Annotated in this window: 19 protein-coding genes and 2 riboswitches; of the genes, 4 read left to right on the forward strand and 15 right to left on the reverse strand. The window is 35.5% G+C overall.

Annotation, left to right across the window (positions count from 1 at the left end):
• Nucleotides 1-13: 13 nt before the first annotated feature.
• Both NSQ69_RS16255 and NSQ69_RS16260 read right to left on the reverse strand, forming a co-directional pair.
• Entirely contained in the window at nt 14-451 is a 438-nt protein-coding gene (locus NSQ69_RS16255; protein WP_003190441.1) for an SWIM zinc finger family protein, read from the reverse strand.
• Nucleotides 452-656: 205 nt separating this feature from the next.
• Nucleotides 657-977 (reverse strand): hypothetical protein, encoded by a 321-nt coding sequence (locus tag NSQ69_RS16260; RefSeq protein ID WP_002110869.1) that lies wholly within the window; start codon nt 975-977, stop codon nt 657-659.
• Nucleotides 978-1,015: 38 nt separating this feature from the next.
• Nucleotides 1,016-1,114, reverse strand: a riboswitch (SAM riboswitch).
• Nucleotides 1,115-1,235: 121 nt separating this feature from the next.
• On the opposite strand from NSQ69_RS16260, the gene NSQ69_RS16265 reads away from it, so the two are divergent.
• Nucleotides 1,236-1,427 (forward strand): hypothetical protein, encoded by a 192-nt coding sequence (locus NSQ69_RS16265; RefSeq protein WP_002084448.1) that lies wholly within the window; start codon nt 1,236-1,238, stop codon nt 1,425-1,427.
• Between the two features lie 31 nt (nt 1,428-1,458).
• Here the strand turns inward: NSQ69_RS16265 and NSQ69_RS16270 are convergent, their stop codons facing one another.
• From NSQ69_RS16270 to rraA, 7 genes are all read right to left on the reverse strand, one after another.
• Nucleotides 1,459-2,181, reverse strand: coding sequence for a YwiC-like family protein (locus NSQ69_RS16270; protein WP_002167976.1), 723 nt, complete (start codon nt 2,179-2,181; stop codon nt 1,459-1,461).
• A 184-nt stretch (nt 2,182-2,365) separates the two neighbouring features.
• Nucleotides 2,366-3,067, reverse strand: a complete 702-nt coding sequence (locus NSQ69_RS16275; RefSeq protein WP_002167975.1) for an ECF transporter S component — start codon at nt 3,065-3,067, stop codon at nt 2,366-2,368.
• Entirely contained in the window at nt 3,040-4,701 is a 1,662-nt protein-coding gene (locus tag NSQ69_RS16280; RefSeq protein WP_002167974.1) for an ABC transporter ATP-binding protein, read from the reverse strand. The genes NSQ69_RS16275 and NSQ69_RS16280 overlap by 28 nt, the downstream gene beginning before the upstream one ends.
• Nucleotides 4,674-5,552, reverse strand: coding sequence for an energy-coupling factor transporter transmembrane component T (locus NSQ69_RS16285; RefSeq protein ID WP_033713760.1), 879 nt, complete (start codon nt 5,550-5,552; stop codon nt 4,674-4,676). Before NSQ69_RS16285 ends, NSQ69_RS16280 begins: the two co-directional genes overlap by 28 nt.
• A gap of 23 nt (nt 5,553-5,575) precedes the next feature.
• Complete coding sequence (locus NSQ69_RS16290; protein WP_078206708.1) at nt 5,576-6,388, reverse strand: DUF4430 domain-containing protein; 813 nt, start codon at nt 6,386-6,388, stop codon at nt 5,576-5,578.
• A gap of 123 nt (nt 6,389-6,511) precedes the next feature.
• On the reverse strand, nt 6,512-8,296 hold the full coding sequence (locus tag NSQ69_RS16295; RefSeq protein ID WP_078203900.1) for a DUF4430 domain-containing protein: 1,785 nt from the start codon (nt 8,294-8,296) through the stop codon (nt 6,512-6,514).
• Between the two features lie 395 nt (nt 8,297-8,691).
• Nucleotides 8,692-9,177, reverse strand: coding sequence for a ribonuclease E activity regulator RraA (rraA, locus tag NSQ69_RS16300; RefSeq protein WP_002185379.1), 486 nt, complete (start codon nt 9,175-9,177; stop codon nt 8,692-8,694).
• 198 nt (nt 9,178-9,375) lie between these two features.
• Between rraA and NSQ69_RS16305 the strand changes: the two genes are divergently transcribed.
• Nucleotides 9,376-10,806: a YfcC family protein gene (locus tag NSQ69_RS16305; protein WP_002013955.1), complete on the forward strand. Its 1,431-nt coding sequence runs from the start codon at nt 9,376-9,378 to the stop codon at nt 10,804-10,806.
• A 142-nt stretch (nt 10,807-10,948) separates the two neighbouring features.
• Here the strand turns inward: NSQ69_RS16305 and NSQ69_RS16310 are convergent, their stop codons facing one another.
• The 4 genes from NSQ69_RS16310 to NSQ69_RS16325 form a co-directional block, all read right to left on the reverse strand.
• Nucleotides 10,949-11,776: an endonuclease I family protein gene (locus NSQ69_RS16310; RefSeq protein WP_002033283.1), complete on the reverse strand. Its 828-nt coding sequence runs from the start codon at nt 11,774-11,776 to the stop codon at nt 10,949-10,951.
• A 474-nt stretch (nt 11,777-12,250) separates the two neighbouring features.
• Nucleotides 12,251-13,129, reverse strand: a complete 879-nt coding sequence (locus NSQ69_RS16315; RefSeq protein ID WP_341099500.1) for a 5'-methylthioadenosine/S-adenosylhomocysteine nucleosidase — start codon at nt 13,127-13,129, stop codon at nt 12,251-12,253.
• Nucleotides 13,130-13,304: 175 nt separating this feature from the next.
• Nucleotides 13,305-13,408, reverse strand: a riboswitch (purine riboswitch).
• A gap of 465 nt (nt 13,409-13,873) precedes the next feature.
• On the reverse strand, nt 13,874-14,350 hold the full coding sequence (ybaK, locus tag NSQ69_RS16320; RefSeq protein ID WP_002167967.1) for a Cys-tRNA(Pro) deacylase: 477 nt from the start codon (nt 14,348-14,350) through the stop codon (nt 13,874-13,876).
• A gap of 224 nt (nt 14,351-14,574) precedes the next feature.
• Complete coding sequence (locus NSQ69_RS16325; protein WP_002033276.1) at nt 14,575-16,737, reverse strand: serine hydrolase domain-containing protein; 2,163 nt, start codon at nt 16,735-16,737, stop codon at nt 14,575-14,577.
• Nucleotides 16,738-17,028: 291 nt separating this feature from the next.
• On the opposite strand from NSQ69_RS16325, the gene NSQ69_RS16330 reads away from it, so the two are divergent.
• Both NSQ69_RS16330 and NSQ69_RS16335 read left to right on the forward strand, forming a co-directional pair.
• A complete protein-coding gene (locus tag NSQ69_RS16330; protein WP_341099501.1) occupies nt 17,029-18,822 on the forward strand; it encodes a hybrid sensor histidine kinase/response regulator transcription factor in 1,794 nt (597 codons plus the stop codon).
• A 276-nt stretch (nt 18,823-19,098) separates the two neighbouring features.
• Entirely contained in the window at nt 19,099-20,394 is a 1,296-nt protein-coding gene (locus tag NSQ69_RS16335) for a histidine--tRNA ligase (RefSeq protein WP_002128272.1), read from the forward strand.
• Between the two features lie 157 nt (nt 20,395-20,551).
• On the opposite strand, the gene NSQ69_RS16340 is transcribed toward NSQ69_RS16335, so the two are convergent.
• Nucleotides 20,552-20,833 (reverse strand): DUF1292 domain-containing protein, encoded by a 282-nt coding sequence (locus NSQ69_RS16340; RefSeq protein WP_002013967.1) that lies wholly within the window; start codon nt 20,831-20,833, stop codon nt 20,552-20,554.
• A gap of 363 nt (nt 20,834-21,196) precedes the next feature.
• Nucleotides 21,197-22,249, reverse strand: coding sequence for a pyruvate kinase (locus NSQ69_RS16345; protein ID WP_078203903.1), 1,053 nt, complete (start codon nt 22,247-22,249; stop codon nt 21,197-21,199).
• Between the last annotated feature and the right edge of the window lie 223 nt (nt 22,250-22,472).

Genomic DNA, 22,472 nt, shown 5'->3' on the forward strand with positions numbered 1-22,472 from the left:
ACTCCCTCTTTAGTTAAAGTTTCCCCTTCTTTAACATCTTCTCTACAATTTGCACATTTTTCGAACTTTGTAACAAACGATTTAATACTGTTAGTAGCTCTTCTTTTTCTAAACCTTTCAATTGCTCTTTAACTGTACTCTCACCAGTACCTTGAATTTCATACACAACTGCCGCCATATGTTTACAATAATTTTCATAAGGACACTCGCAGCTACTTTCTGCAAAATCTTCAAGATCAATAATCACTTCATAATTCCCTGCATTTCCAGTAACGAAAGCAAATACTTTCTTGTCGTGTATTTCAACATCTTCTACATGTCCCTCTTCATAATATTCATATCCTCTATCTATAATGTACTTTGGAATCCATTTCATTATATCTTTTAATAAGTATGCATACATCACAACACCTCTTCCTCTAATTCCCTTTTGACTTCCAAAATCCTGCATGTTATTCTAATAACTGTCAAGTAGCGAGTCTACGTGACAAAACGACTGACACCTATTCGGCGGAGGTGTCTCTTTTCATTTGCAGCCGATATGAAGTGCCTCTTTCAGGCACATTCAATCTTTGACACTACACACTCAACACCATTCCCTTGTATCAGGCTGCTTTAGCAGTCTTTTACTCTACATACTTCAAAAAAAAGAGAGCTCAGCTCCCTTTTCCCGCCTTATAAAATACCCCTTTTTCAGCATAGCGATATTCATCATCAGCTAAAGTAATTTTCCCATCCAGTTTGAGTTCATCTAATAGTCTTGATAAATAAAATTGATGTAACATTTTTTTAGTGAATTTTCCTTCATGATGCGAAACGATATGTTCTTGAATATCTAACAATGATATTGGCTTATCTTGCTCTATCATATATTCATAAACTGTACTACGCAGTTTTACGTATTTTTCGAGTGTCACAGTACTTCGCAACCCCTTTCTTCTTATTATATGTTTTCGTAATCGGTTTTTTTGCAACAAAAAAACCTCTCCGATAAGAAGAAGTTACGTATATCTTCGTCTTATCTCCCAGAACAAATATGTTCTGCTGGAATTAGCACCTGCATCGCGGTTGCTGGGTTTCATCGGGCCAGTCCCTCCACCTCTCTGGATAAGAAAATATTCACTTTAAATTTAACTATACGTAATTTTATTATAATTGTCAAATAAATATAAAAAATTATATTTTCTTCTTTATTGTTCATACTACAAAAAGATGTACAAAAGGAGGCTACTACTTTGAAAAAGAATGCTCGTGGATACGTACAAGATTCTTTTCATTCCTTACAAGAAGCGAAACATTGTTTAGAAGATGCATTACAAACTGTTGAAGAAGATTTTAATCGCGCACGTATTGAACAATCCCTTTACGCTGTAGAGCAAGCTCTTCAACGTTGCGATTACACCGTTCACATTTTAGAACAAGAATGAAAACTTCCCATCAAAAGATGGGAAGTTTTTTTCAAATGGCATACTTCATCATTATTACCGTTATTATTAAAAAATATACAGAATTAACAATTTCTAAAATCCCTACTTTTAATATAGAAATCTTTTTGCCATACAACATAATGGCCCGAATTACACTTGGTACAAATATGAGTGAACACCATGGATTTATAGCAAATACAATTACCGTTAATACAATATGGTATCCCCAAGATATAAAACGATACTTCGGATTATTTTTTTCACGAATCATCGTTTTTACATAAAACGTACTTCCTAAAAAATATAGAAATGAAATAAGCGCAATGAATAATGCTGTTTTATCTATGAATTTCACGGAGAAATAATAACTGATTAAACCACCTATACAAAACACTATAATCGCACAAACATCATTTAGTAATGCTCGTTCATTTTTTTGACGAGCGTAATACATATTTACAATAAACAATGGAATCATTAATACTGCGAATAAAAGAATTCGCCATTCATATAATAAAGAAATCATCCCAAATACAAATGCAATGATAAAATAAATAATTGCAGCGTGTAGAAATTCTTTTTTTCGTCTTTGCCTTATGTACATGAGAAATGGATAAGTAGCTAGATAGATAAAGAACCAGGCTAAAAACAATGGGATATGATAAAAAGTAGGTTTACCAAGTAATACACTTAATAGAAATGGTATGACAAGCATCGCCCATGCTCCATGTTGCTTCGGAATAACTAACTTCATTAACTATACACCTCCCTCTTGAAAATAGTTCTCACCTACTATTATACAAATAAATTCATATAATAACGGACATATATTGAATCTATTTTTTGACAATAAAAAATGCTCCTTACAATATGTAAGAAGCATGAAAGAGGCAAACGAATATGTAAGTCGCGACCCTACCTTATATGAGTATGCTTTTCTATGTCACGTTATGCTCATCTAATATACCGTATTTCTTTTTAAATCTTGTGAGGATCGTAATCCATGACGTACTAAATAGCAGAAGGAAAATAACATTCGATATCGCGTGACTCAGATCAAAGTAAAAACTTGCGACATAGTAAGCAATAACTGTTTCCCACGTTGCTTCCTGTATAAAACCAAGAAGACCCCAAAAATTCATAATCCAGCCAAATAGAAATCCAACGGCAAATCCGTACAACAGTCTTCCCCACAGTTTTTTCATTAAAAATGTATTACGTAATAGTCCTGCTATAAACCCGATCATGCCCCAAGAGAACATTTGCCACGGCGTCCACGGACCTTGTCCTAAAAAAATATTAGATACAATAGCCGCCGTTGCCCCAATCATAAAGCCAGTTTCACTCCCAAAAACAATTGCAGAAACGATAATGACAAAAGAAGTCGGTTGTACACTTGGTAAAATAGAAAATGGTACCCGGCTAACCGCTGCAATCGCCGCTAACACAGCAACGATAACAATTTCACGTGAAACAAACGCCTTCCTTTCAAAACGAACATAGAAAGGTAACATAATGACAGCTAATAAAAACAAACTACTTACCATGTAATACCCGTCCATAATAAAAGTCGTAAAGAGTAGTGTACATATTACAACAGCAAAAATAAATATTATGAATGCAACATATCGTTTGGACACGCTTCGTACACATCCTCCCACGTTAATGCAAATGGCAACTCTCTACGGATGAATCGATTAATAGATGTTGTATAAAAGAAGTTACCACTAAAGAACTCTTTCGGTGCATCATTCATAATGACTTTCCCGTCAAATAACATCATGCACTGATCAACGTATTTCGCTGCAAACTCAATATCATGCGTTGCCATTACAATTGTTGTACCTTCTTTTTGCAACTGTTTAAATAGCTCTCCTACTCTTTCCTTTTTCCATGGATCTAGTCCCTTTGTCGGCTCATCAAGTAATAATAAAGTTGGCTTTGATAATAACGTTGTACATAATGCGAGTAATTGTTGCTCTCCGCCGCTACAATCATGTGGATGGCGCTCTTTAAGTGAATCTAACCAGAACTTTTTCAACATTTCTTCTGCTATTGTTTTTCCCTCTTCACCATATAATTCACGCGCACGCTCATAAACCTCTTCCCATACTGTATCAAAAGTAAAATGATAGTACGGATATTGCGATACGTACCCTATACTTTTAAATCGTTCTTTCGAATCAATTTTATGTACCACTTTCCCATTCCACTTTACCTTACCTCTTCTAGCTTTTTGCAATCCTGCTAAAATCGTTAACAGTGTAGACTTCCCGGTTCCGTTTTTCCCAACTAGAGCTGTCCATTTCCCCTTTTCGATGTTCACTGTTAAATCTCGTAAAATAAGTGGACTATTTTTTTCATATTGAAAAGATATATGTTCTGCACTTAAAATTACATCTCGCTTTTCACATTGTTCTACTTGCCCATTCCTATATGATATCGCTGAAAAATCATTCATTTTCATTTGTGCTTCTCGCACTGTAAATGGAATCTCTTTCACATTCCACTCTAAAAACAATCTTGGAATTTGCGGAATGAATGGACGAAATTTTTCTACTTCCCACATGTTCGCTATCACACTTTTAGAAGTACCATCATAAATGATTCTGCCATTATCCATACAAACAACGCGTGTTGCGAGCGGTATAACTTCATCTAAACGATGTTCACTTAAAATAATCGTAATTCCAAGTTCTTCATTAATACGTTTTAATAATCCTAAAAACTCTTTCGCAGCAATCGGATCTAGTTGTGCTGTCGGTTCATCCAGTAATAATAGTTTCGGCTGCATGACTAACACCGCAGCTAAATTTACAAGTTGTTTTTGACCACCAGATAAAGTATGAACAGATTGATGTAACAAATCTTGAAATCCTAAAAAGCTAATGAGTTCCGCTATTCTTTGTTGAATAATATGTGATGGTAATCCGATATTTTCTAAAGAGAATGCTAATTCTTGAATAACGGTATCCATTACGATCTGATTTTCTGGATTTTGAAATACCATACCAATTTCTTGGGCAGATAATAAATCTGGTACTTCTTCTAATAAAGCACCATCATAATATGTATGTCCAGAACGCGTGCCAATTGGAAGTAACTCCTTTTTAAAATGTTTTAATAAAGTTGTCTTCCCAGAACCTGAACCGCCAGCAAGTACTATAAATTCTCCTTTTTGAACAGAAAGAGAAATATGCTGTAACGCTTCTTCATTTTCATCAATATATATAAATGATAAATTCTTCATTTCTGCATGCGCCACCATATCCATTCCCTTCCTTCCATCATAATTGGTAAACTAACAAACATCATAAATAATATAAACATAATTCCATCGTATTGCTGGAACAGTATTGATTCCACTTTCGGATAGATAATCAATTTCCCTCCGCCATAATAACTAAATATAAATGAAGTTATTAATAGAAAAACTAAATAACTTAGCGTATACAAATCACGTCTTTCCATTCTATATCGAATATATGTCGTACGTTTCGTTACACCAAACCCACGAGCTTGCATAGAATCTGCTGTTTGTAGTGCATCTTCTAACGAACAAACTAATAACACTTGCAGTAATTTCATTCCATTTTTTATACGCTCAATGAGTGAACCTGAATCTAATTGCACACCTTTCGTTTTTTGGACGAGTGTAATTTTCTTTAACCGCCTAATAAACAAAGGAACAAACCTCACTGTAATCATCGTTAACAATGCTACTTTCGGTGAAATTCTTGAAAATAAATATAAAAATTTATGACTCGAAATAATATCGTTATAAGAAGCAAACGTAAACATAATCGCAACTAATAATAAACCCATAACAAGTCCATACATACAGGCCTCAAGCTTAATCCGGCTATCTCCTAAATAAAATAACGTAGTCGCTCCTCTATGCGTTAATAAAGAGTTAAATAAAATAACCATCAAAAAGAATACGATAGTACTAGGTAGCATCTTTCTTATTTTCTCACCATTTCCCTGTACTATATTTAAGATTATAATTAGTATAATCGCTCCAATTAAAAAAAGAGGATGAAGACACATCATACATAGTATCATCACCCCAATATAATAGAAAAAATTAACAAAAGGATGTAAAGAAGAAAAGCTTATTTTCATAGTCCTTTACCGAAGATCCTTTCCTATTTTAATACAAACACCCACTCGATTGTATCGCCTGGTTTTACTTTAACTACACCAGCACTATAGTTTGGAAAAGCACCGTTCACACGATATTTCCAGCCACTAGTAGCAGTAATATCTTTCTCGTATAAATTATTAATACCTTTTACATAAATATCACCTTTAGAGCCCATTGCATCAATCTCTAATCCTGTGCCCGTGAGCACACTGTAAACTGTGTCGCCTTCTTGTACATCAACCTTTTTCGCACCTAATAAGTACCCTTCATTTCCTTTTACGGAGATAGTAACTTGTTTTGCTTTAGGTACTGGTACTGGTACTACATCTGGTGGTACCGGTGTTGGCGGAGCTGGTAGATTATTGTTCTCTTCTGGATTTTTCTTTTGCTCCTGCTTCGGTGTTTCTTTGGGCTGATTAACAACCTTTGCTTCTTCTTTTACTTCAGGTGCTTTCGGCTGCTGGGGTTTCTCTTCTTGTACTTTTTGTTGCTCTGGTTGTTTATTTGCAGCAGGCTGTTCCTTTGGTTTCTCTTCTTTCTTTACTTCAGGTTGTTCCTGCGCTTTTTCTTCTTTCGGTTTCTCTTCTACTTTTTGTTCTTGTTTATCTTTCTGCTCTTCTTGTTGTTTCTGTTCCGGTTCAGCTTGCTTCTCTTCTGGTTTCGGTACATCTTTTTGTTCTTCCTGTTTCGCTACTTCTTTTTGCTCTTCTTGCTTCGGTTCTGCCTTCTTCTCAGGTTTTACAGCCGTTTCTTCACATCCAGCTAATAATCCCAATGAAAGAACTAAAGAAATGAACCATTTCATCTTACTCATGCTGTCCCTCACCTTTCATATTAAAGTGAAACTTTAATGAGTGGAGATTTTGTTCATCCCCACTCATTATTAGCCCTCACTTTTATAATAAAATTAGGAGCAAATGATTGCTCCTAATTTTTGTTAAGCTGCTTTACGTCTCCATAATACATATGCAGAAGCGATACATAATACACCCATACCTACTTGTGTAGCTGCACTATGAGAAGACGCTCCTGTTTGTGGTAATTGATTCTTATTCTTGTTTGTTTCTTTATTAACTCGTTCGTTATCTACAACAACTTTTAGATTTTCATCTTTTGGTTGTTTTTGTAACTCTTCTTGTTGTTTCGGCTGTTCTACAACTTCTTTTTCTTCTACAGTTGTCTCTGGCTCTACAATTGGTTTCGTATCAATTTCATTCTCTACTACATTTGACCAATCATAAATCGATTTCCCAAGATCTTTAAACTGAAGTAAAGCTAAAAATGCTTGCTCTGTAGCCATTCCGCTACCTTTTTGATCACTTGGTAACCATTTGAACTCACCATTTGGAAGTTGGTATGACATTAAATTTTGTACTGCTTTATTAAGACGAGCTTGATCTACATCTTTAACTAGCGATAGTCCAATAATTGCTTGTGCAGTACTATTAGAATTCTCTTGTCCATCAGCGACAAAACCACCATTACCTAGCTGCTGCTTGTATAAATAATCAACAGCTTTTTGAATAGCTGGCTTTACATCTGCTTGATCTTGATAAGGAGCTAACGCTGCTAATACCATACTTGTTACATCAACGTTACTAGCACTTTCTTTACTACTTGAACTATCATATGTCCAGCCACCGTCTGTATGCTGCGCTTGTAAAAGTGCTTGTACTAAAGCAGCTCGGTTCCATTTTGCTTCGGCCGGAATCTCATATTTCTTTGTATCTAATGCAAGTAATGTAAATGCGTATCCTGTAACGGAATTCACTTTATCTGATTCAAATAAATTTTGTACTAAATTTTGTCCCTCTACCTTTGTAGGATCGACATTCATTGCATTCATCATAATAATCGTTCTAGCTAAATCTGTTGCTGAAAAACGATTTAAACGCTTCTTAACCTTTTCAGCTACTGGCTTAACATAGTTTATTTTCGTTTCAAGCGGAACATTTACACCTGAACGAGCAAGTCCAATCGCAACCCAATCACTACCAATTCCATCTTGTAACATCTTTTCTGACGTTTTAGAAATCGCTTCGTTTAATTGTGCTGCTGGAATTTCGACTTTCTCTTGCTTTGGTTGTTCTGTTACTTTATCTTCTGGTTTACCATCTGGTTTTTCTGTTTTCGGTTCCTCTGGTTTACCATCTGGCTTTTCTGTTTTCGGTTCTTCTGGCTTACCATCTGGTTTTTCTGTTTTCGATTCCTCTGGTTTACCATCTGGCTTTTCTGTTTTCGGTTCCTCTGGTTTTGGCTCTTCTACAGTTTTACAAGTGCCAAATTTATCTAACGTTTGTTGCAACGTTTGTTGACTCATATTGCTCCAGTCTGCAACGTAACGAAATGCAACAACATCCCCAGACTCTAATTTATAACTATCCGCCCCAACTTCTGCAGATTTATCATTTACATCATACAACCAACCGCTCGTTGCTCCGGCCATTAATCCATCGATGCCCTTTATATACGTTCCAAATGACATACTTTCAGATGTTACTTTGTCACCCATAACTTTTTGTAGCAAACTAAAAGCTGTTTCTCCATCTTCAATGGAAACTTCTTTCGGACATAACATAATTCCTTTTTGTGATTCACCAATAATTGCAAGTTTCGCTGTCTTTCCTTCAGCAAACGTAATATGTACTGTATTCGCAAAAGAAACAAATACAAGTGCCACTGCCATTAATGATGTAAGCAGCCATTTCTTTAACATTGCCATCCCAAAATTCCCTCCCTTTACTAACATTCACACAAAAAAAGACCCTTTAAGGGTATGCGGTTGACACTCTCTTTTTGTAAGTGTCGAACAAAAATGTACAACACCTCCTACCCGCATTAACGAGCAGTAAGACCCCCACCTCAAATTCAACGAAAGCAAAGAAGTTAGGTAGGGATCAACTGCCCGTAAATGCCCGATTGGTGAAGGCTAATAATCAGTGGGATGAACAAAATCCCCACTGATTAAAATTTCACTTTATCGTAAATACGATAAACCTATACATTCTACAAATTTTGATTTTCTGTATTATTTTACTATTGACAAAGAATTTTGTCCATGCTTTATCGGATTTATTTTCTAAGAATAATAGCTTAATAGCCTTCCATTATTAGAAGTCATCCCTCACTATGTAAGCTTTTATCACTAACAATAATTCCATCTTCATCTACATAAACATATTCATTCGGTTTCCATTCAACTTCACCAAATTGCACCGGAATATTTCGCTCTCCTTTTCCTTCTTTTACACTTCTATTTGGCATCGTCCCTAACGCTAAAATACCAATATTAATATTTTTTAATTCACTAGAATCACGAACATATCCATTTACAATAATTCCTGCTAAGTTTCTTTCTTCCGCAATAGCTGCTAAATTATCACCGAGTAACGCGCAATTTTTAGAAGCTCCGCTATCAACAACTAATACTGTTCCTTCTGGCAGTGTTTGTAACCCCTCTTTTACTAGTACATTATCATCCTTCACTTTTACCGTTGCGATTTTTCCATAGAATTGTTCTTTCTTCCCATAAGATTGAAAAGACTGGCGACATATTTGTAATTCCTTTTCAAATTCATCACATAGATCCGTAGTTTTCCACATCTCTTTCCCTCTTTTCTTTTCCTTTTATATTACATATTCTTGGATTTTTTTCGTTTCCCTGTCTAATGTTGCAACAATTTGTATGTGTAAGAAAAGGACAGAAAAACTATTGCCTTAAGAAGCCACCTTTATTATAATCTATTTCACAGATAAATTTCAGAATATTAAAAATTAACCAAGTGAAAAAGGAGGGGTTTTATGCAATTACAGACCGAGGCAAAAAAACAGCCTAGTAAACGAAAGTTTAAAATGCCTGACGCGTACGTACTACTATTTTTTATTGCTTTACTTTGTGCAATAGCTACATATTTCGTTCCTGCTGGAGAATTTAAAAGAGTCACAAACGGTACTGTTACAACGACAATACCAGGAAGTTATCATTCTGTTCCACAATCGCCGGTAGGGTTTGTTTCTTTTTTTACCGCTATTGAAAAAGGAATGACACTTGCTGCTCCTATCATCTTCTTAATTTTATTTACAGGTGGAGCCATTGCAATTCTTGAAAAAACAGGTGCTCTTGACGGTTTAATCTATCATGTAATTAACAAATTTCGGAATCAGCAATTACTTTTCATTTGTATTGTCGCCGCACTCTTTTCTATTCTCGGAACGACTGGTATTATCGTGAACTCAGTTATCGGCTTTATCCCCATCGGCATCATCGTTGCACGCACATTAAAATGGGACGCTATCGTCGGCGTAGCAATTATTTATTTAGGCACTTATGCTGGTTTTAATGCTACTATTTTATCTCCCTCACCTTTAGGCATTTCACAAAAAATCGCAGAACTCCCGATGTTTTCAGGAATTGGTTTACGTACGGCAATTTATATCTCTTTTTTAATTGCTACCATTTTGTATATTAATTGGTATGTAAAACGCTTAAAAAAATCGAATAAAGGAAGCATACTCGGAGATAACTGGTTTCCAAGTAATGCTCTTTCAAGTGAGAAAGAAACAGAGAAAACAGAAGTTCCTTGGACAATACGTCATAAATTAATTTTACTCGTTTCAGCTTTATCATTAATTGCATTTTTAATAGGCGCTTTTCGTCTACATTGGACGGACGCAGAAATGACCGCTACTTTTATATTCATAGCAATTACAGCGGGAATAATAGGTGGTATGAAAGCAAACGATATCGCTTCTACTTTTCTAGCAGGCTGCCAAAATCTCATATACGGTGCTTTGATCGTCGGAATGGCTCGTTGTATTTCAGTCATTTTAGAACAAGGCAAATTACTTGATACAATCGTTAATCAACTCGCACAGTCTCTCGAAGGACATAGCCCTGTATTTGGCGTTCTCGGCATGTATGTAAGTAGTGCCGCATTACATTTCCTCATTTCATCCGGGACAGGAGAATCTGTTATTTTCATTCCGATATTAGCTCCATTAGCCGATTTCATGCATATTACACGCCAAGTTACAGTACAGGCTGTTATGCTTGGAGAAGGTGTAGTGAACTGCCTCAATCCAACTTCCGGTGTTTTAATGGGCGTTCTCGCAGCGAGCGGCATTTCTTATGGAAAATGGATTCGCTTCATGGCTCCACTTGCATTCATTTGGTTTATCATTGGACTTATTTTTCTTATTGTTGGCGTGAATATTGAGTGGGGACCGTATTAAAAGAATCATATTATACTTAACTTAATAAAATATCTATTCTATTCTCCAATCCTATAAAAATCACTTATTCTAGTATAGATATAAACAGGGATTGATCATAGTGATCAATCCCTTCTCTCAAAGCAAAATACCTTTAAATATTTTAATTCCAAATTTTATTTACCCATTCTGGATGATCAATAAAAGGATTACGATTATGTTGATATTTCGTAAAAATCACTTCATTACGCTTTCGCTCTAAATCATCGACAGGGTCTTGTTCATTCCATTTTAGTAAAACGGATAGTTTACCCATGTATGGATCTTTATTGTTATTCACCTTTTCATTTAATTCTAAGTCTATTTCGCCGTTGTCTCCTTCATAACGAACAGCCATGTAAAATAGCATTCTAGCGATATCTCCTTTTACACTATCACGAGGTTCCCAAGAATCACTATCGTACTTACATTCTGTCGCTTCTGAATGATTCACACCACCATTATCAAAATCCAGATTTCCACGTGAGCTATTTACAGATACATCCGTCGCTCTTAAATGATGCAAATCTGTTCCAGCTCCTGCAGTCGTTCCAAAATCACCGTGAGATTTTGCCCAAACATGCTCTCGGTTCCAATTATCAACTCCTGAACCATTCGTAAGTTTCCCTTGCGAACGCCCAGTATATAAGAGTAGCACATTGTTTTTATTATTTGGATCTTCATCAGTATCTCTTAGTGCTTCCCAAACCGCACTGTATGATAACTTTGTATGATCATCAATAATATTATGAAGTTCCTTCTTTAATTCTAAACCCATTTTTCCTATTGCATTATTATAATATGTATCGTCATAGCTTTTTACAATAATCTCTTGTGGTGATGCAGAAGCTACTTCACCGTGTATGATATCTGTGAATGATAGAGATGCAGTACCTAAAATAAAAAATGAAGATAGTGTAACCATAGCAAGCCTTGTATTTCTAAACTTCATATACCCATTTCCCCTTTAAAATATAATTTGAAGCTATTAACTAAAAAATGCTTTCTAGCTCCCAAAAACTTTTAGAAAGCCATACCCATCCTTTTCTTTTTATTTAATACAAAACTCTATTGAGTCTGTATTATTTCCACACTTTTTGTTTATCTACTTTTCACAAGGAATATCCTTCTCTAGTAAAGATTATTAAAATATTCTTTACAATTAAAAAGTAGTTTAATGTTAACTTATAAATTTCAATTTTTTTATGCAATTATGCATATTTGATAAATCGTTCGACTTTTCTTTTTTCTATAACTGTCTTTATTTTTTGTGTAAAACCCTTCTTCCTCTGTAGAATAAGTACAAAAATAGATTGGATACCATGTAAGGCACCAATCTATTTTAATTAAAGAAACTTTGGTAATTCTGAGTTCACAACACATTGTGCAGTAATGATAACATTTTTATATTGAGACAGAACTACTACTATTTATTTGGTATCGAATCTATATACTTTTTAACTACTTCATATACATATTCTTGATTTGCCGCTGCGGTATTTGGGTTGTATTTTCCGCCGTTTGTTTTATTGTTAGATAATACGCGAATCCCTAAGAATGGTACGTCATAAGCTTTTGCGATTTGCGCTGCTGCTGCACCTTCCATTTCTTCTACAGATGTACCGTATTTTGTATGGAACCATTTAATTCTATCAACTTCATTATTCCAAACGTCTGCTGAACCTATAGTACCTTCCACCACTTTACCTTTTGTATATTTATCTTTCACTGCATTAGCTGCTGCAAGTAAATCCTTATCTCCCTCATAGTATCGGATTTTCTCAGCATTTGGATCTTCTCCTGCACTTCCTTCAGAAGCCATTAAGTCCATAGATATCCATTTTGCCGGTTCAATCCCTTGGTTCTCATCCATATTTGTTGTTTTTAATGACCCTATATTCGCGACTTGTTTTCCTAAAACAATATCAAATACGTTTAAATTAGGATCATGTCCACCTGATGTTCCTTGGTTAATAATCGCTATAGGCTTATATTTTTCAATAGCCACTGCTGTAGCGGCTGCTGTATTTTCCATTCCTTTACCTGTTTTCGCAACGATTACAGGATAATTGTCTACAGTTCCTTTATAAAAGGTAAAAGTTCCAAATTTTTCTTCTTTCACATTTTTTAACCTTTTTGCAAATTTTTCAGCTTCTATTGGCATTGGACCTTGAATTAAGATTGGTTTTTGATTACTTTTTGCCTCAACTTGTTTTGGACCCGCATTACATCCCGCAAGTATTGAGAATGACAATGCAACAGTAGTTACTAGGGCAGCACATTTTTTCAACGTATTCTTCTTCATAAATAATCTCCTCTTTCTCTTGTTGTTTTCTATACTCGATGTTTTGGTCCAAAGAAAAAAGCTCTAGAAATTGTAGAAAAATCTCTACTTTCTAGAACTACGGTAGTCAAAGTTAATTAAGCAAAAGATAAGGCCATTGCTAAATTATAGAACGGTAGCGGCTCAATACACCGAACGACCGAATACTTTAACCCGTAGTCCAGTTCTTTCATTGGGAACTAGGTAGAAACGCTCGGACCATATTACCGAGTATATACGAGTGATGTTATTTAAAATTATTATATTGATAATATAACAAACTATTAGTGAATAAACAACAAAAATATGAACATTTTTATTTAAATCTATAAAAATGTTCGTTTTTTAATAGTATAAAAATGAAAATAATTGTTTTTCGATGTATTAAAACGTTAAAACTTGAAATCCATGTACTAAACTATAATTAGTTCATTTATCAAAAATATGGCGTACAATGAGTTCTCTTTGAAGTGATATAACGTTATACCTACTAAAAGTTTTATCTTTTCCCTTCAATACACGTTATTTTAAAAATAATGAAGTTGTTCAATTTTAGAGGTTCAAATAGAAAAATCCCACAACATATTATAAATATGCTGTGGGATTTAAATTAAAGTGTTCTTTAGAAAGTAAGCCTTAATAAGGATTGTATTTCAAATTCACTGGTTTACTAGCACTTCTTTTTTCAAATATGTAAGGATTCTATATCCCTTTTAATTTCACTATTTATTTCGTTACTTCTCCAAACTGCGCTCTCGTCACTTTCATCAAATCTTCAACTTTAAGCTCAATTTGCACGCCGATTTTCCCGCCGCTTACAATGATTGTTTCAAGTGATTGGGCACTTTCATCAATACATGTAGAAAATAATTTCTTCATTCCTACTGGTGAACAACCACCGCGAATATACCCTGAAACTTTCGTAATATCTTTAACAGGGATCATTTCTATCTTCTTTTCACCGACCGCCTTTGCGGCTGCTTTTAAATTTAGTTCCTCATCTACTGGGATAATGAACACATGATAATCCTTACTATTCCCTTGAGCGACAAGTGTTTTATATACTTCTCTCACTTCTCTACCAATTTTCCCAGCAACTGATACGCCATCAATTTTCCCATCGTCCGGATCATATGACATCATCGAATATTCAATTTTTTCTTTATCTAATATTCGCATCGCATTTGTTTTATCTTTTTTCATGACGCTCTCCTTTTAATACATAGAAATTTATTTCATATCATTAATTTTCCTTTTATTATACACCTTTTCAAATTCTCCTACAAAACTTCACATATTGTTCAATTTAAATTAAAACTTTAATTATTAGATTTTGACTCTAAACATCCTCAACTTAAAGGTACTAAGAGAGCAAAAAGAAAACCGACTCTCACCTTCAAATAAAAGGCTTGATGTCGGTTTTACATTTAACGTCCAAACTCATTATTAAATATTTTATCCCTCCCCTCAATAACCTCCGGACCTACTGCATTGATAGCAGTTACTAAAATATGCTCTCCTCCAATTGGTCCACCGACCCTCGTTTCAAATCCATAAGTCCCACCAGCATGCCCCCAATATGATTGTCCGTCCGGTGTTTTTTCTTCATAAATTCCTAGTCCAACCTTACCTATAGGTGAATCTACTGTTTTGAACATCTGATCCATTAGCTCTTGATTTAGAAGCTTTCCGCCCAACAGTGCACTGAAGAAGGTAGTCAAATCTTTCACTGTTGAAACCATATCTCCAGCTGCATTCGCCCATGACTGATTTATTTCTGTCAAATCATATAAACGACCCGATCTGTCCATATTATACCCATTAGCATGTTCACCTGGTATGTGCGAACTTGCTTCCATTACGAATGTCTCTTTTAACCCCAGTGGCTCAATGAATCTTTTTCTAATTTGCTTCGCATACGTATCTCCTGTTACCTTTTGAATAATCTTCCCAGCTATAACAGTATTTGTGTTCGAATAGTCCCAGCCCTCCCCTGGTGCAAATACAGGCGGCTTTGCAAGTGCTAAACTGATAAGTTCATCGGTACTATAGTAACGAAATGGGTTTTGGGGCAGTGTAAAATCTCGCATATCCTTATCTATATTGGTTGCAATTCCACTTGTATGATTCAACAACTGACGAATTGTAATTTTATTTCCATCATATCCGTTACCCTGTACGACTCCTGGCAACCATTTTTCGACTGAATCATCAAGGTTTAATTGTTTCTCTTCAGCCAATTGCAGTACAACAGAAGCTGTGAATGCCTTAGTGATACTTCCGATACGGAATGAAAAATTCGGTTCCACTGGGCGTGGTATTTCATAACTTGCCGTCCCTGTAGCGTAAGACCACCGTTTTCCATCCTTTAATCCGCCAGCTATAACACTTGGGATTTTTTTATTCGTTACTACTCGATCCATTACGTATTTAACTTCTTCTCTATGCTTACTTTTCTTTTCCTTATCCGTAGGTTCCTTTTTTGATTTTGCTGCAAATTCTGAAGCTAAAATATTGCTAATCTGTTTTTCCGCTCCTAATACATTAATGTTTATCGAGATAACATGTTGACCATCTTCCGTTCCACCAGCAAAGTTAGTAAAACCAGGAATACCACCACCATGTCCCCATACTTCAGTACCGTCTGGCAATTTTGTTGCGTGAATGCCAAGCCCATACTTTCCTAATGGGGTATCAACTGTGTTAGTCACCATTTCCTTCTGTATCTCCGGTGTCAGTAGTTTACCACTTAATAAGGCATGGAAGAACGTTGTCATATCTTCTCCTGTCGAAATCATTTCACCACTAGCATTAGCAAATGATGGATTAAACAAAGTAATATCTACTAATTTATCTCCCGTATTCAAGTAGCCACGGGCATTTTTTTTCGGAATATCCATCGAACTTCCAGGAAGGACCGTTTCTTTTAAACTAAGAGGTTCAATAATTCGTTTTTTTATCTGCTCGGCATATGATTCCCCTGTTATCTTCTGAATAATCAATCCTACAATAACCATATTCGTATTCGAGTATGACCAGCCTTTTACCGGTTCTAATTCTAAGGCACGGGAAATTAATTGTTCCGATCTATAATTCTCACTTGGATTCTCTATTAATTTCGCTTTAAGATCTGGAGTCAAGTAATCTGCAATTCCGCTTGTATGATTTAATAATTGACGAATTGTAATTTTGTTACCATCATAGCCTTTCCCTTTTATAAGTCCTGGCAACCATTTCTCTACCGTATCATCAAGACTTAGCTTCTTCTCTCCCGCAAGCTGCAACATTACTGTAGCCACAAACGACTTCGTTGTGCTCCCGATTCTAAAAGCAGAATCAGCATCTACTTTATGATTTCTCTCAATATTCCCTTCACCTGAAGCATATGACCAACTTGCCTCTCCATTTTTCACAGTAACAATGACCCCTGGAATATTTTTCGTATCGGCAGCTTTATCGACAGCTTGCTCGGTTGATGTCTTTTTATTCACCGCTTGTATGTTTCCATAAGAAGGTATTGCTAGCGCTCCAACTAATATAGTTGCTGTTAAGGTAAGTGCAGTTCCTTTTTTAATGATGAATGATTTCATAATGCATCGCTCCTATTGTTTTGAATTTTTCTATTGCTTCACACACTCACCTTAACTCCGATATTGTTAAATAGAATAGTGACGAAATGATTTAATTTTTTCATGACACTGTCCGCAAGTCTGTCACATGATTCATGTGATAAATTGTCAACTGTCTCATATGACATACTTTACAGACTGTGCTTCTAATCTTCTCCCCTTCTTTCTATTGACGAATTGAAAGTTATGTTACATGATAAGTCTGAATCGCTAGATAATTACTCCAAAAATACAAGTAGGTGTGCATAATTTATGTTCTCATTCACAAAAAAATGGTTTTGGTACGATTGGATATTTATATTAGTACGAACGTTTTGGCTATTCGTTATTATCGGTGCTAATTTTATATTTCCACCATTAATTAATACGTCAGTTTTGATTGTGCTTTCTCTTGCTTTCGTCGTTTATCTTGTTCCATTAATGATCCGTTATAAAAAAAAAGGCTGGTACCCTGCAGTCGATATTATCGCCGCGGGCTGCTTCTATCTTTATTTAGCATACGTAGCTCCGAAATTACTTTGGTCTTTCGTTCTACTCGTAATCGTTATTGGTTTATGTAGCAACCAAAAAAATTATATATGGACTGGTATTTTTTGCGGATTCGTATTTCCAGCATTGAACGCTTGGATTGCCCACCGCCTTCCATACGAGCTTATCGTTAGTTGCAGTCTTGGTTTTGCCATTGGCATTGCTTTTAATATACTAATTCAGTATCATAAGCAATCTCAAATTATTGAAGAGCAAAAGCTATTGCTAGAACAACATATTAAGAGGATTGAGGAGCTTACCCTTATAGAAGAGCGTAATCGGCTGTCACATGAGCTATATGACACGATTGGTCATACGCTTACCTCGCTCATCGTCGGTGTCGAATCACTACGATCATCAGTACCAGATTCACAGTTTAAAAAGATTGATTCACTTATCGGTATTGCCCAGCATAGTTTAGATGACATCCGAAAACATCTACACGAGCTATCTCATAATCCATTAAACAACTTATTAAGTGAATCGTTGCAACAATTAACAAAAGACTTTATGAAATCAACAGGTACAACCGTTACATTCCGTGTAATTGGTAGTGAAACTCTCGTTATCCAAAAAATCAGTTTTTGTTTATATCGTTGCCTTCAAGAATCTTTAACAAACGCGGTTCGACACGGCAAAGCGAGCGCTATATCTGTTCAATTGCATTTCGATGGACAACAGCTTCGATTACAAATTGAAGATAACGGTATTGGAATGGAAGAAATTCAATTTGGCTTTGGACTCAGTGGAATGAAGGAGCGACTTGAACAATTTCACGGTACATTATCGGTTCATTCTAGTGCTGAGCAAGGAACATTCATCATTTGTAATATTCCATTGCAAATAGAGCTTGTACATGACACAATCCGCTTATTGGTGGTCGATGATCAGGCACTTATTACGAATAGTTTAGAGCAAGTTTTAGAACAACACGCGAATTTTACTGTTGTTGGTAAAGCACAAGACGGACTTAAAGCATTAGAACAGTGTGAACAGTTACAGCCTGACATTGTACTAATGGATATTCAAATGCCAGAAATGAATGGTATTGAAGCTTTACTTGAAATGAAACAACGGTGGCCTAATATGAAGATTGTTCTTATGACAACGTTTGAAGATTCCTTACAAGCAGCAACTGCACTAGAGCATGGCGCTGAAGGATACATGTTGAAATCTATTCATCCACAGGAAATGAACGAAGTTTTGAAACTTATTTATAACGGAGGAACTTGGATTGACCAATCGGTTGCTACGCGAGTTTTTGAGGAAATGAAACGTCAACGTGAGCAATTAGAAAAAATCAGATTGACTAAACAAACTTACCCGTACGGACTTACAAAACGCGAAATGGAAATTTTAGAGCATCTATCAAACGGGCTACGCTACAAATCAATTGCCGTTAAACTGCTTTTATCGGAGGGAACGATTCGGAATTACTGTTCAAATCTCTACTCAAAGCTTGGTGTCAACAACCGTGAAGAAGCAATTAAAATGGCACGAACGGAAAACATTCTGTAGGTACTGTAAAATTAATATGTTTCTCTCAAAACTGAAAATATTGATATTTCAAAAATCATTTGTTATACTTTGTAAAAAACTTATTAAGGAGAGATTTCATATGTGTACTTTCAATACGTCTTTCCAACTTCATCATCATACGTAACGCCGTGTATCCGAAGAAAAATTTTTCTTCGTGGGTACAGGGCTTTTCCTGTTGACCCACGAAGCGTTCATAAAGCTATGTGGGTATTTTTATACCCGCATAGCTTTTTTTAATTTAAAAGAGGAGTGATTATGGTGGAAATGAAAAATGTAAAAGGGACAAAAGACTATTTACCAGAGGAACAAGTACTACGAAATAAAATTAAAAGAGCTTGTGAAGATACGTTTGAACGTTATGGCTGTAAACCTTTAGAGACACCAACGTTAAATATGTATGAGCTTATGTCTTACAAGTACGGTGGTGGCGATGAAATTTTAAAAGAAATATATACACTTAAGGATCAAGGAAAACGCGATCTTGCCTTACGTTATGATTTAACAATTCCATTCGCAAAAGTCGTGGCGATGAATCCGAACATCCGCCTACCCTTTAAACGCTATGAAATTGGGAAAGTATTTCGAGATGGGCCAATTAAACAAGGAAGATTCCGTGAGTTCATTCAATGTGACGTTGATATAGTCGGTGTAGAATCAGTCATGGCGGAAGCTGAACTCATGAGCATGGCGTTTGAGCTGTTCCGAACGTTAAACTTAGAAGTAACGATCCAATATAATAACCGAAAATTGTTAAACGGTATTCTCCAGTCTATTAACATCCCTACTGAACTAACGAGTGACGTAATTTTATCATTGGATAAAATTGAAAAGATTGGGATTGATGGTGTACGAAAAGATGTATTGGAGCGCGGGATTACTGTAGAAATGTCCGATACAATATGTAATACTGTTTTATCTTGCCTAAAGCTCCCTATAGCCGACTTTAAAGACACTTTCAATAATACACTTGTCGCCGATGGAGTAAACGAATTGCAACAACTACAGCAATACTTACTCGCTCTCGGAATAAATGAAAATACGATATTCAATCCGTTTTTAGCAAGAGGACTCACAATGTATACAGGCACTGTGTATGAAATCTTTCTAAAAGATGGCACGATTACATCTAGCATCGGTAGCGGTGGTCGATACGATAATATTATCGGAGCATTCCGTGGTGATAATATGAACTATCCAACAGTCGGTATTTCATTCGGTTTAGACGTTATTTATACAGCACTATCACAGAAAGAAACCATATCATCTACAGCGGATTTATTTATCATCCCACTCGGGACAGAATTACAATGCTTACAAATTGCCCAGCAATTACGTTCTACTACTTCCTTAAAAGTCGAACTTGAACTAGCCGGACGTAAATTGAAACGTGCCCTTAATTATGCAAATAAAGAAAATATCCCGTATGTGCTAATAATTGGTGAAGAGGAACTATCTACAGAAACAGTTGTATTGCGTAATATGAAGGAAGGTACTGAAGTGAAGATTCCCCTCTCTTCCTTGGAAAATAACACATTTAATAACTATATATAATAAGCGCCACCCTCATTCGGGTGGTTTTTCTAGTGCATAAATAAAGAGTCATTCAGTTTACATAATATAATTATTGATTTCTATAAATGTAATTTTCAACCATATAAAAAAAGAGGGCAGATATGCATCTCCCTCTTTTTTCTAACTCTTTTTATTATTATTCTTGTTCTTGCTCGTCCATAATCTTCTCGAACGCCGCAGATACTTTTTCAAATTCCTCGTCATTCTCTATGTATGAGAATTCATTATCTTCTTCTACTTTTAAAAAGAAGATATCAATGTCTTCCTCAGTTTCTGTTTGAATGTCTTCTACAAAGGCAACCGCAATGTATTCTGCACCTTCGACATCCATCGCTCCAAGCACTTCAACTTCCTGTTCTTCATTATTCTCATCGGTAAGACTAAAAATTTCGCCTACTTCAATTGCTTCCATATTCATTCTCCTCCTATCATACTCTAAAAAATAAAACGTTCAAATTGCACACTTACTAACATATCTTTCCATAAAAAAGTTGAATTCATACAGAAAGAACAACAAATTCTTGCTGATTCAGCAAAAGTATTCAACTATAAGGATATCATTTATGAATAGGAATGAACATATTTTAAATGAGATAATTGGATTAATTAATTTAAAATCCTTCTTTAGATTTCCGAAAGACCTCCATGTTCCATAATGGTTCTTTCATATAGGCAGCTGGAATGCCACCTTTCAATCTGTAAGTAAATACTAAAATAGCACCTCCTATCCTGATTCCTTTCCGTACGTTTTTAGGATGAGAGATAAATCCTTCTATATAAACTAAAGAGACTTATGCAGCAATTCCAATACATCTTTCATCGCAAAAGGACCGTCTTTTTTTACATGCTCAGCGAATTCAGAAACGAGACGTAACGTTTTCACACTTTCGATTGGATGATCTCCTGACGCACTTTCAGCAGAAAGCATAACAGCATTCGTCCCGTCCAGTACAGCTTGAAATACATCTGTCACCTCAGCTCTTGTAGGAATAGAATGATCTACCATAGATTGAAGCATTTGTGTCGCTGTAATGACATATGTATTCGTTCGATTGCACTCACGAATCATCATTTTTTGTAACAGTGGAATAAATTGATACGGCAATTCCACACCTAAATCTCCCCTTGCGATCATAATGCCATCCGCTTCTTTGCATATGTCTTGAAAATTCTCGATTGCTTCCATCGTTTCTATTTTTGCAATTAAATTTGGGGAAGTTTCTTTATGTTCATGTATAAAACTTCGTATTTCCTTTATATGACTAGGTTTTCGAACGAAAGAACACGCAATAAAATCAACTTCCTCTTCTAGAAGAAATTGAATATCTTTTTTATCTTTCTCCGTAATAGCTGGCAAACTAACAATTGTACCTGGTAAGTTCACCCCTTTATGAGAGGAAATATTGCCACCTGTTTTTATTCTTGTTTCTATTTTTTCCGAACTTATCTTTTCAACGATTAACTCAACTTCTCCATCATTAATAAGAATTCTACTTCCAACTTTTACGTCATTCGCAATCCCCACATAATCAACACTTGCTTCTTCTTTATTCCCTTGCACTGGATTGGTATATAAAGTAAATAACTCCCCTGCTTCAAGTGTAATTTGTTCTTCTTTCATTTCACCCAATCTTATTTTAGGACCTTGTACATCCCCTAGAATTTTAATAGAATCGTCTAACGATTTTACTAAACGAATGATGTCTTTATGACTTTCATGCGTACCATGTGATAAATTTAACCGAACAATTTTCATACCATTGTTTATTAACTGCGCTAACGTTTCTTCATTATTACTCGCTGGCCCAATTGTACAAACTCGATCAATTGTCATGTCCCCACCATCCTTTTTTAAATGTTTCCCATAAAATAAAGAGAAGATTCTTTTTATAGGAAAGACCGTGTAACTAAGGGTGCAAAGAGGTTTTATATGAAGAGAATATTTTGCTGAAGAAATAGCTTTAATTTAACTTTTTGTGCCCAACATTTTGACTCAATCGTTATTGTTAGTTTCGTTGCAATGGGGTACTACTAATAATAAATCTTGTTTACATACG

The sequence above is a fragment of the Bacillus sp. FSL R10-2201 genome, assembly GCF_038008665.1.
Classification (GTDB): Bacteria; Bacillota; Bacilli; order Bacillales; family Bacillaceae_G; genus Bacillus_A; species Bacillus_A mycoides.

Excerpts from the sequence above, each read along its gene's own strand:
- rraA (WP_002185379.1), bottom strand. The coding sequence starts at position 9,177 with ATGTGGAAAACTACGGATCTATGTGATGAATTTGAAAAGGAATTACAA.
- NSQ69_RS16330 (WP_341099501.1), top strand. The coding sequence starts at position 17,029 with ATGTTCTCATTCACAAAAAAATGGTTTTGGTACGATTGGATATTTATA.
- NSQ69_RS16325 (WP_002033276.1), bottom strand. The coding sequence starts at position 16,737 with ATGAAATCATTCATCATTAAAAAAGGAACTGCACTTACCTTAACAGCA.
- NSQ69_RS16310 (WP_002033283.1), bottom strand. The coding sequence starts at position 11,776 with ATGAAGTTTAGAAATACAAGGCTTGCTATGGTTACACTATCTTCATTT.
- NSQ69_RS16305 (WP_002013955.1), top strand. The coding sequence starts at position 9,376 with ATGCAATTACAGACCGAGGCAAAAAAACAGCCTAGTAAACGAAAGTTT.
- NSQ69_RS16285 (WP_033713760.1), bottom strand. The coding sequence starts at position 5,552 with ATGAAAATAAGCTTTTCTTCTTTACATCCTTTTGTTAATTTTTTCTAT.
- NSQ69_RS16340 (WP_002013967.1), bottom strand. The coding sequence starts at position 20,833 with ATGAATATGGAAGCAATTGAAGTAGGCGAAATTTTTAGTCTTACCGAT.
- NSQ69_RS16280 (WP_002167974.1), bottom strand. The coding sequence starts at position 4,701 with ATGGATATGGTGGCGCATGCAGAAATGAAGAATTTATCATTTATATAT.
- NSQ69_RS16315 (WP_341099500.1), bottom strand. The coding sequence starts at position 13,129 with ATGAAGAAGAATACGTTGAAAAAATGTGCTGCCCTAGTAACTACTGTT.
- NSQ69_RS16290 (WP_078206708.1), bottom strand. The coding sequence starts at position 6,388 with ATGAGTAAGATGAAATGGTTCATTTCTTTAGTTCTTTCATTGGGATTA.
- NSQ69_RS16345 (WP_078203903.1), bottom strand. The coding sequence starts at position 22,249 with ATGACAATTGATCGAGTTTGTACAATTGGGCCAGCGAGTAATAATGAA.
- NSQ69_RS16270 (WP_002167976.1), bottom strand. The coding sequence starts at position 2,181 with ATGAAGTTAGTTATTCCGAAGCAACATGGAGCATGGGCGATGCTTGTC.
- NSQ69_RS16295 (WP_078203900.1), bottom strand. The coding sequence starts at position 8,296 with ATGGCAATGTTAAAGAAATGGCTGCTTACATCATTAATGGCAGTGGCA.
- NSQ69_RS16335 (WP_002128272.1), top strand. The coding sequence starts at position 19,099 with ATGGTGGAAATGAAAAATGTAAAAGGGACAAAAGACTATTTACCAGAG.
- NSQ69_RS16255 (WP_003190441.1), bottom strand. The coding sequence starts at position 451 with ATGCAGGATTTTGGAAGTCAAAAGGGAATTAGAGGAAGAGGTGTTGTG.
- ybaK (WP_002167967.1), bottom strand. The coding sequence starts at position 14,350 with ATGAAAAAAGATAAAACAAATGCGATGCGAATATTAGATAAAGAAAAA.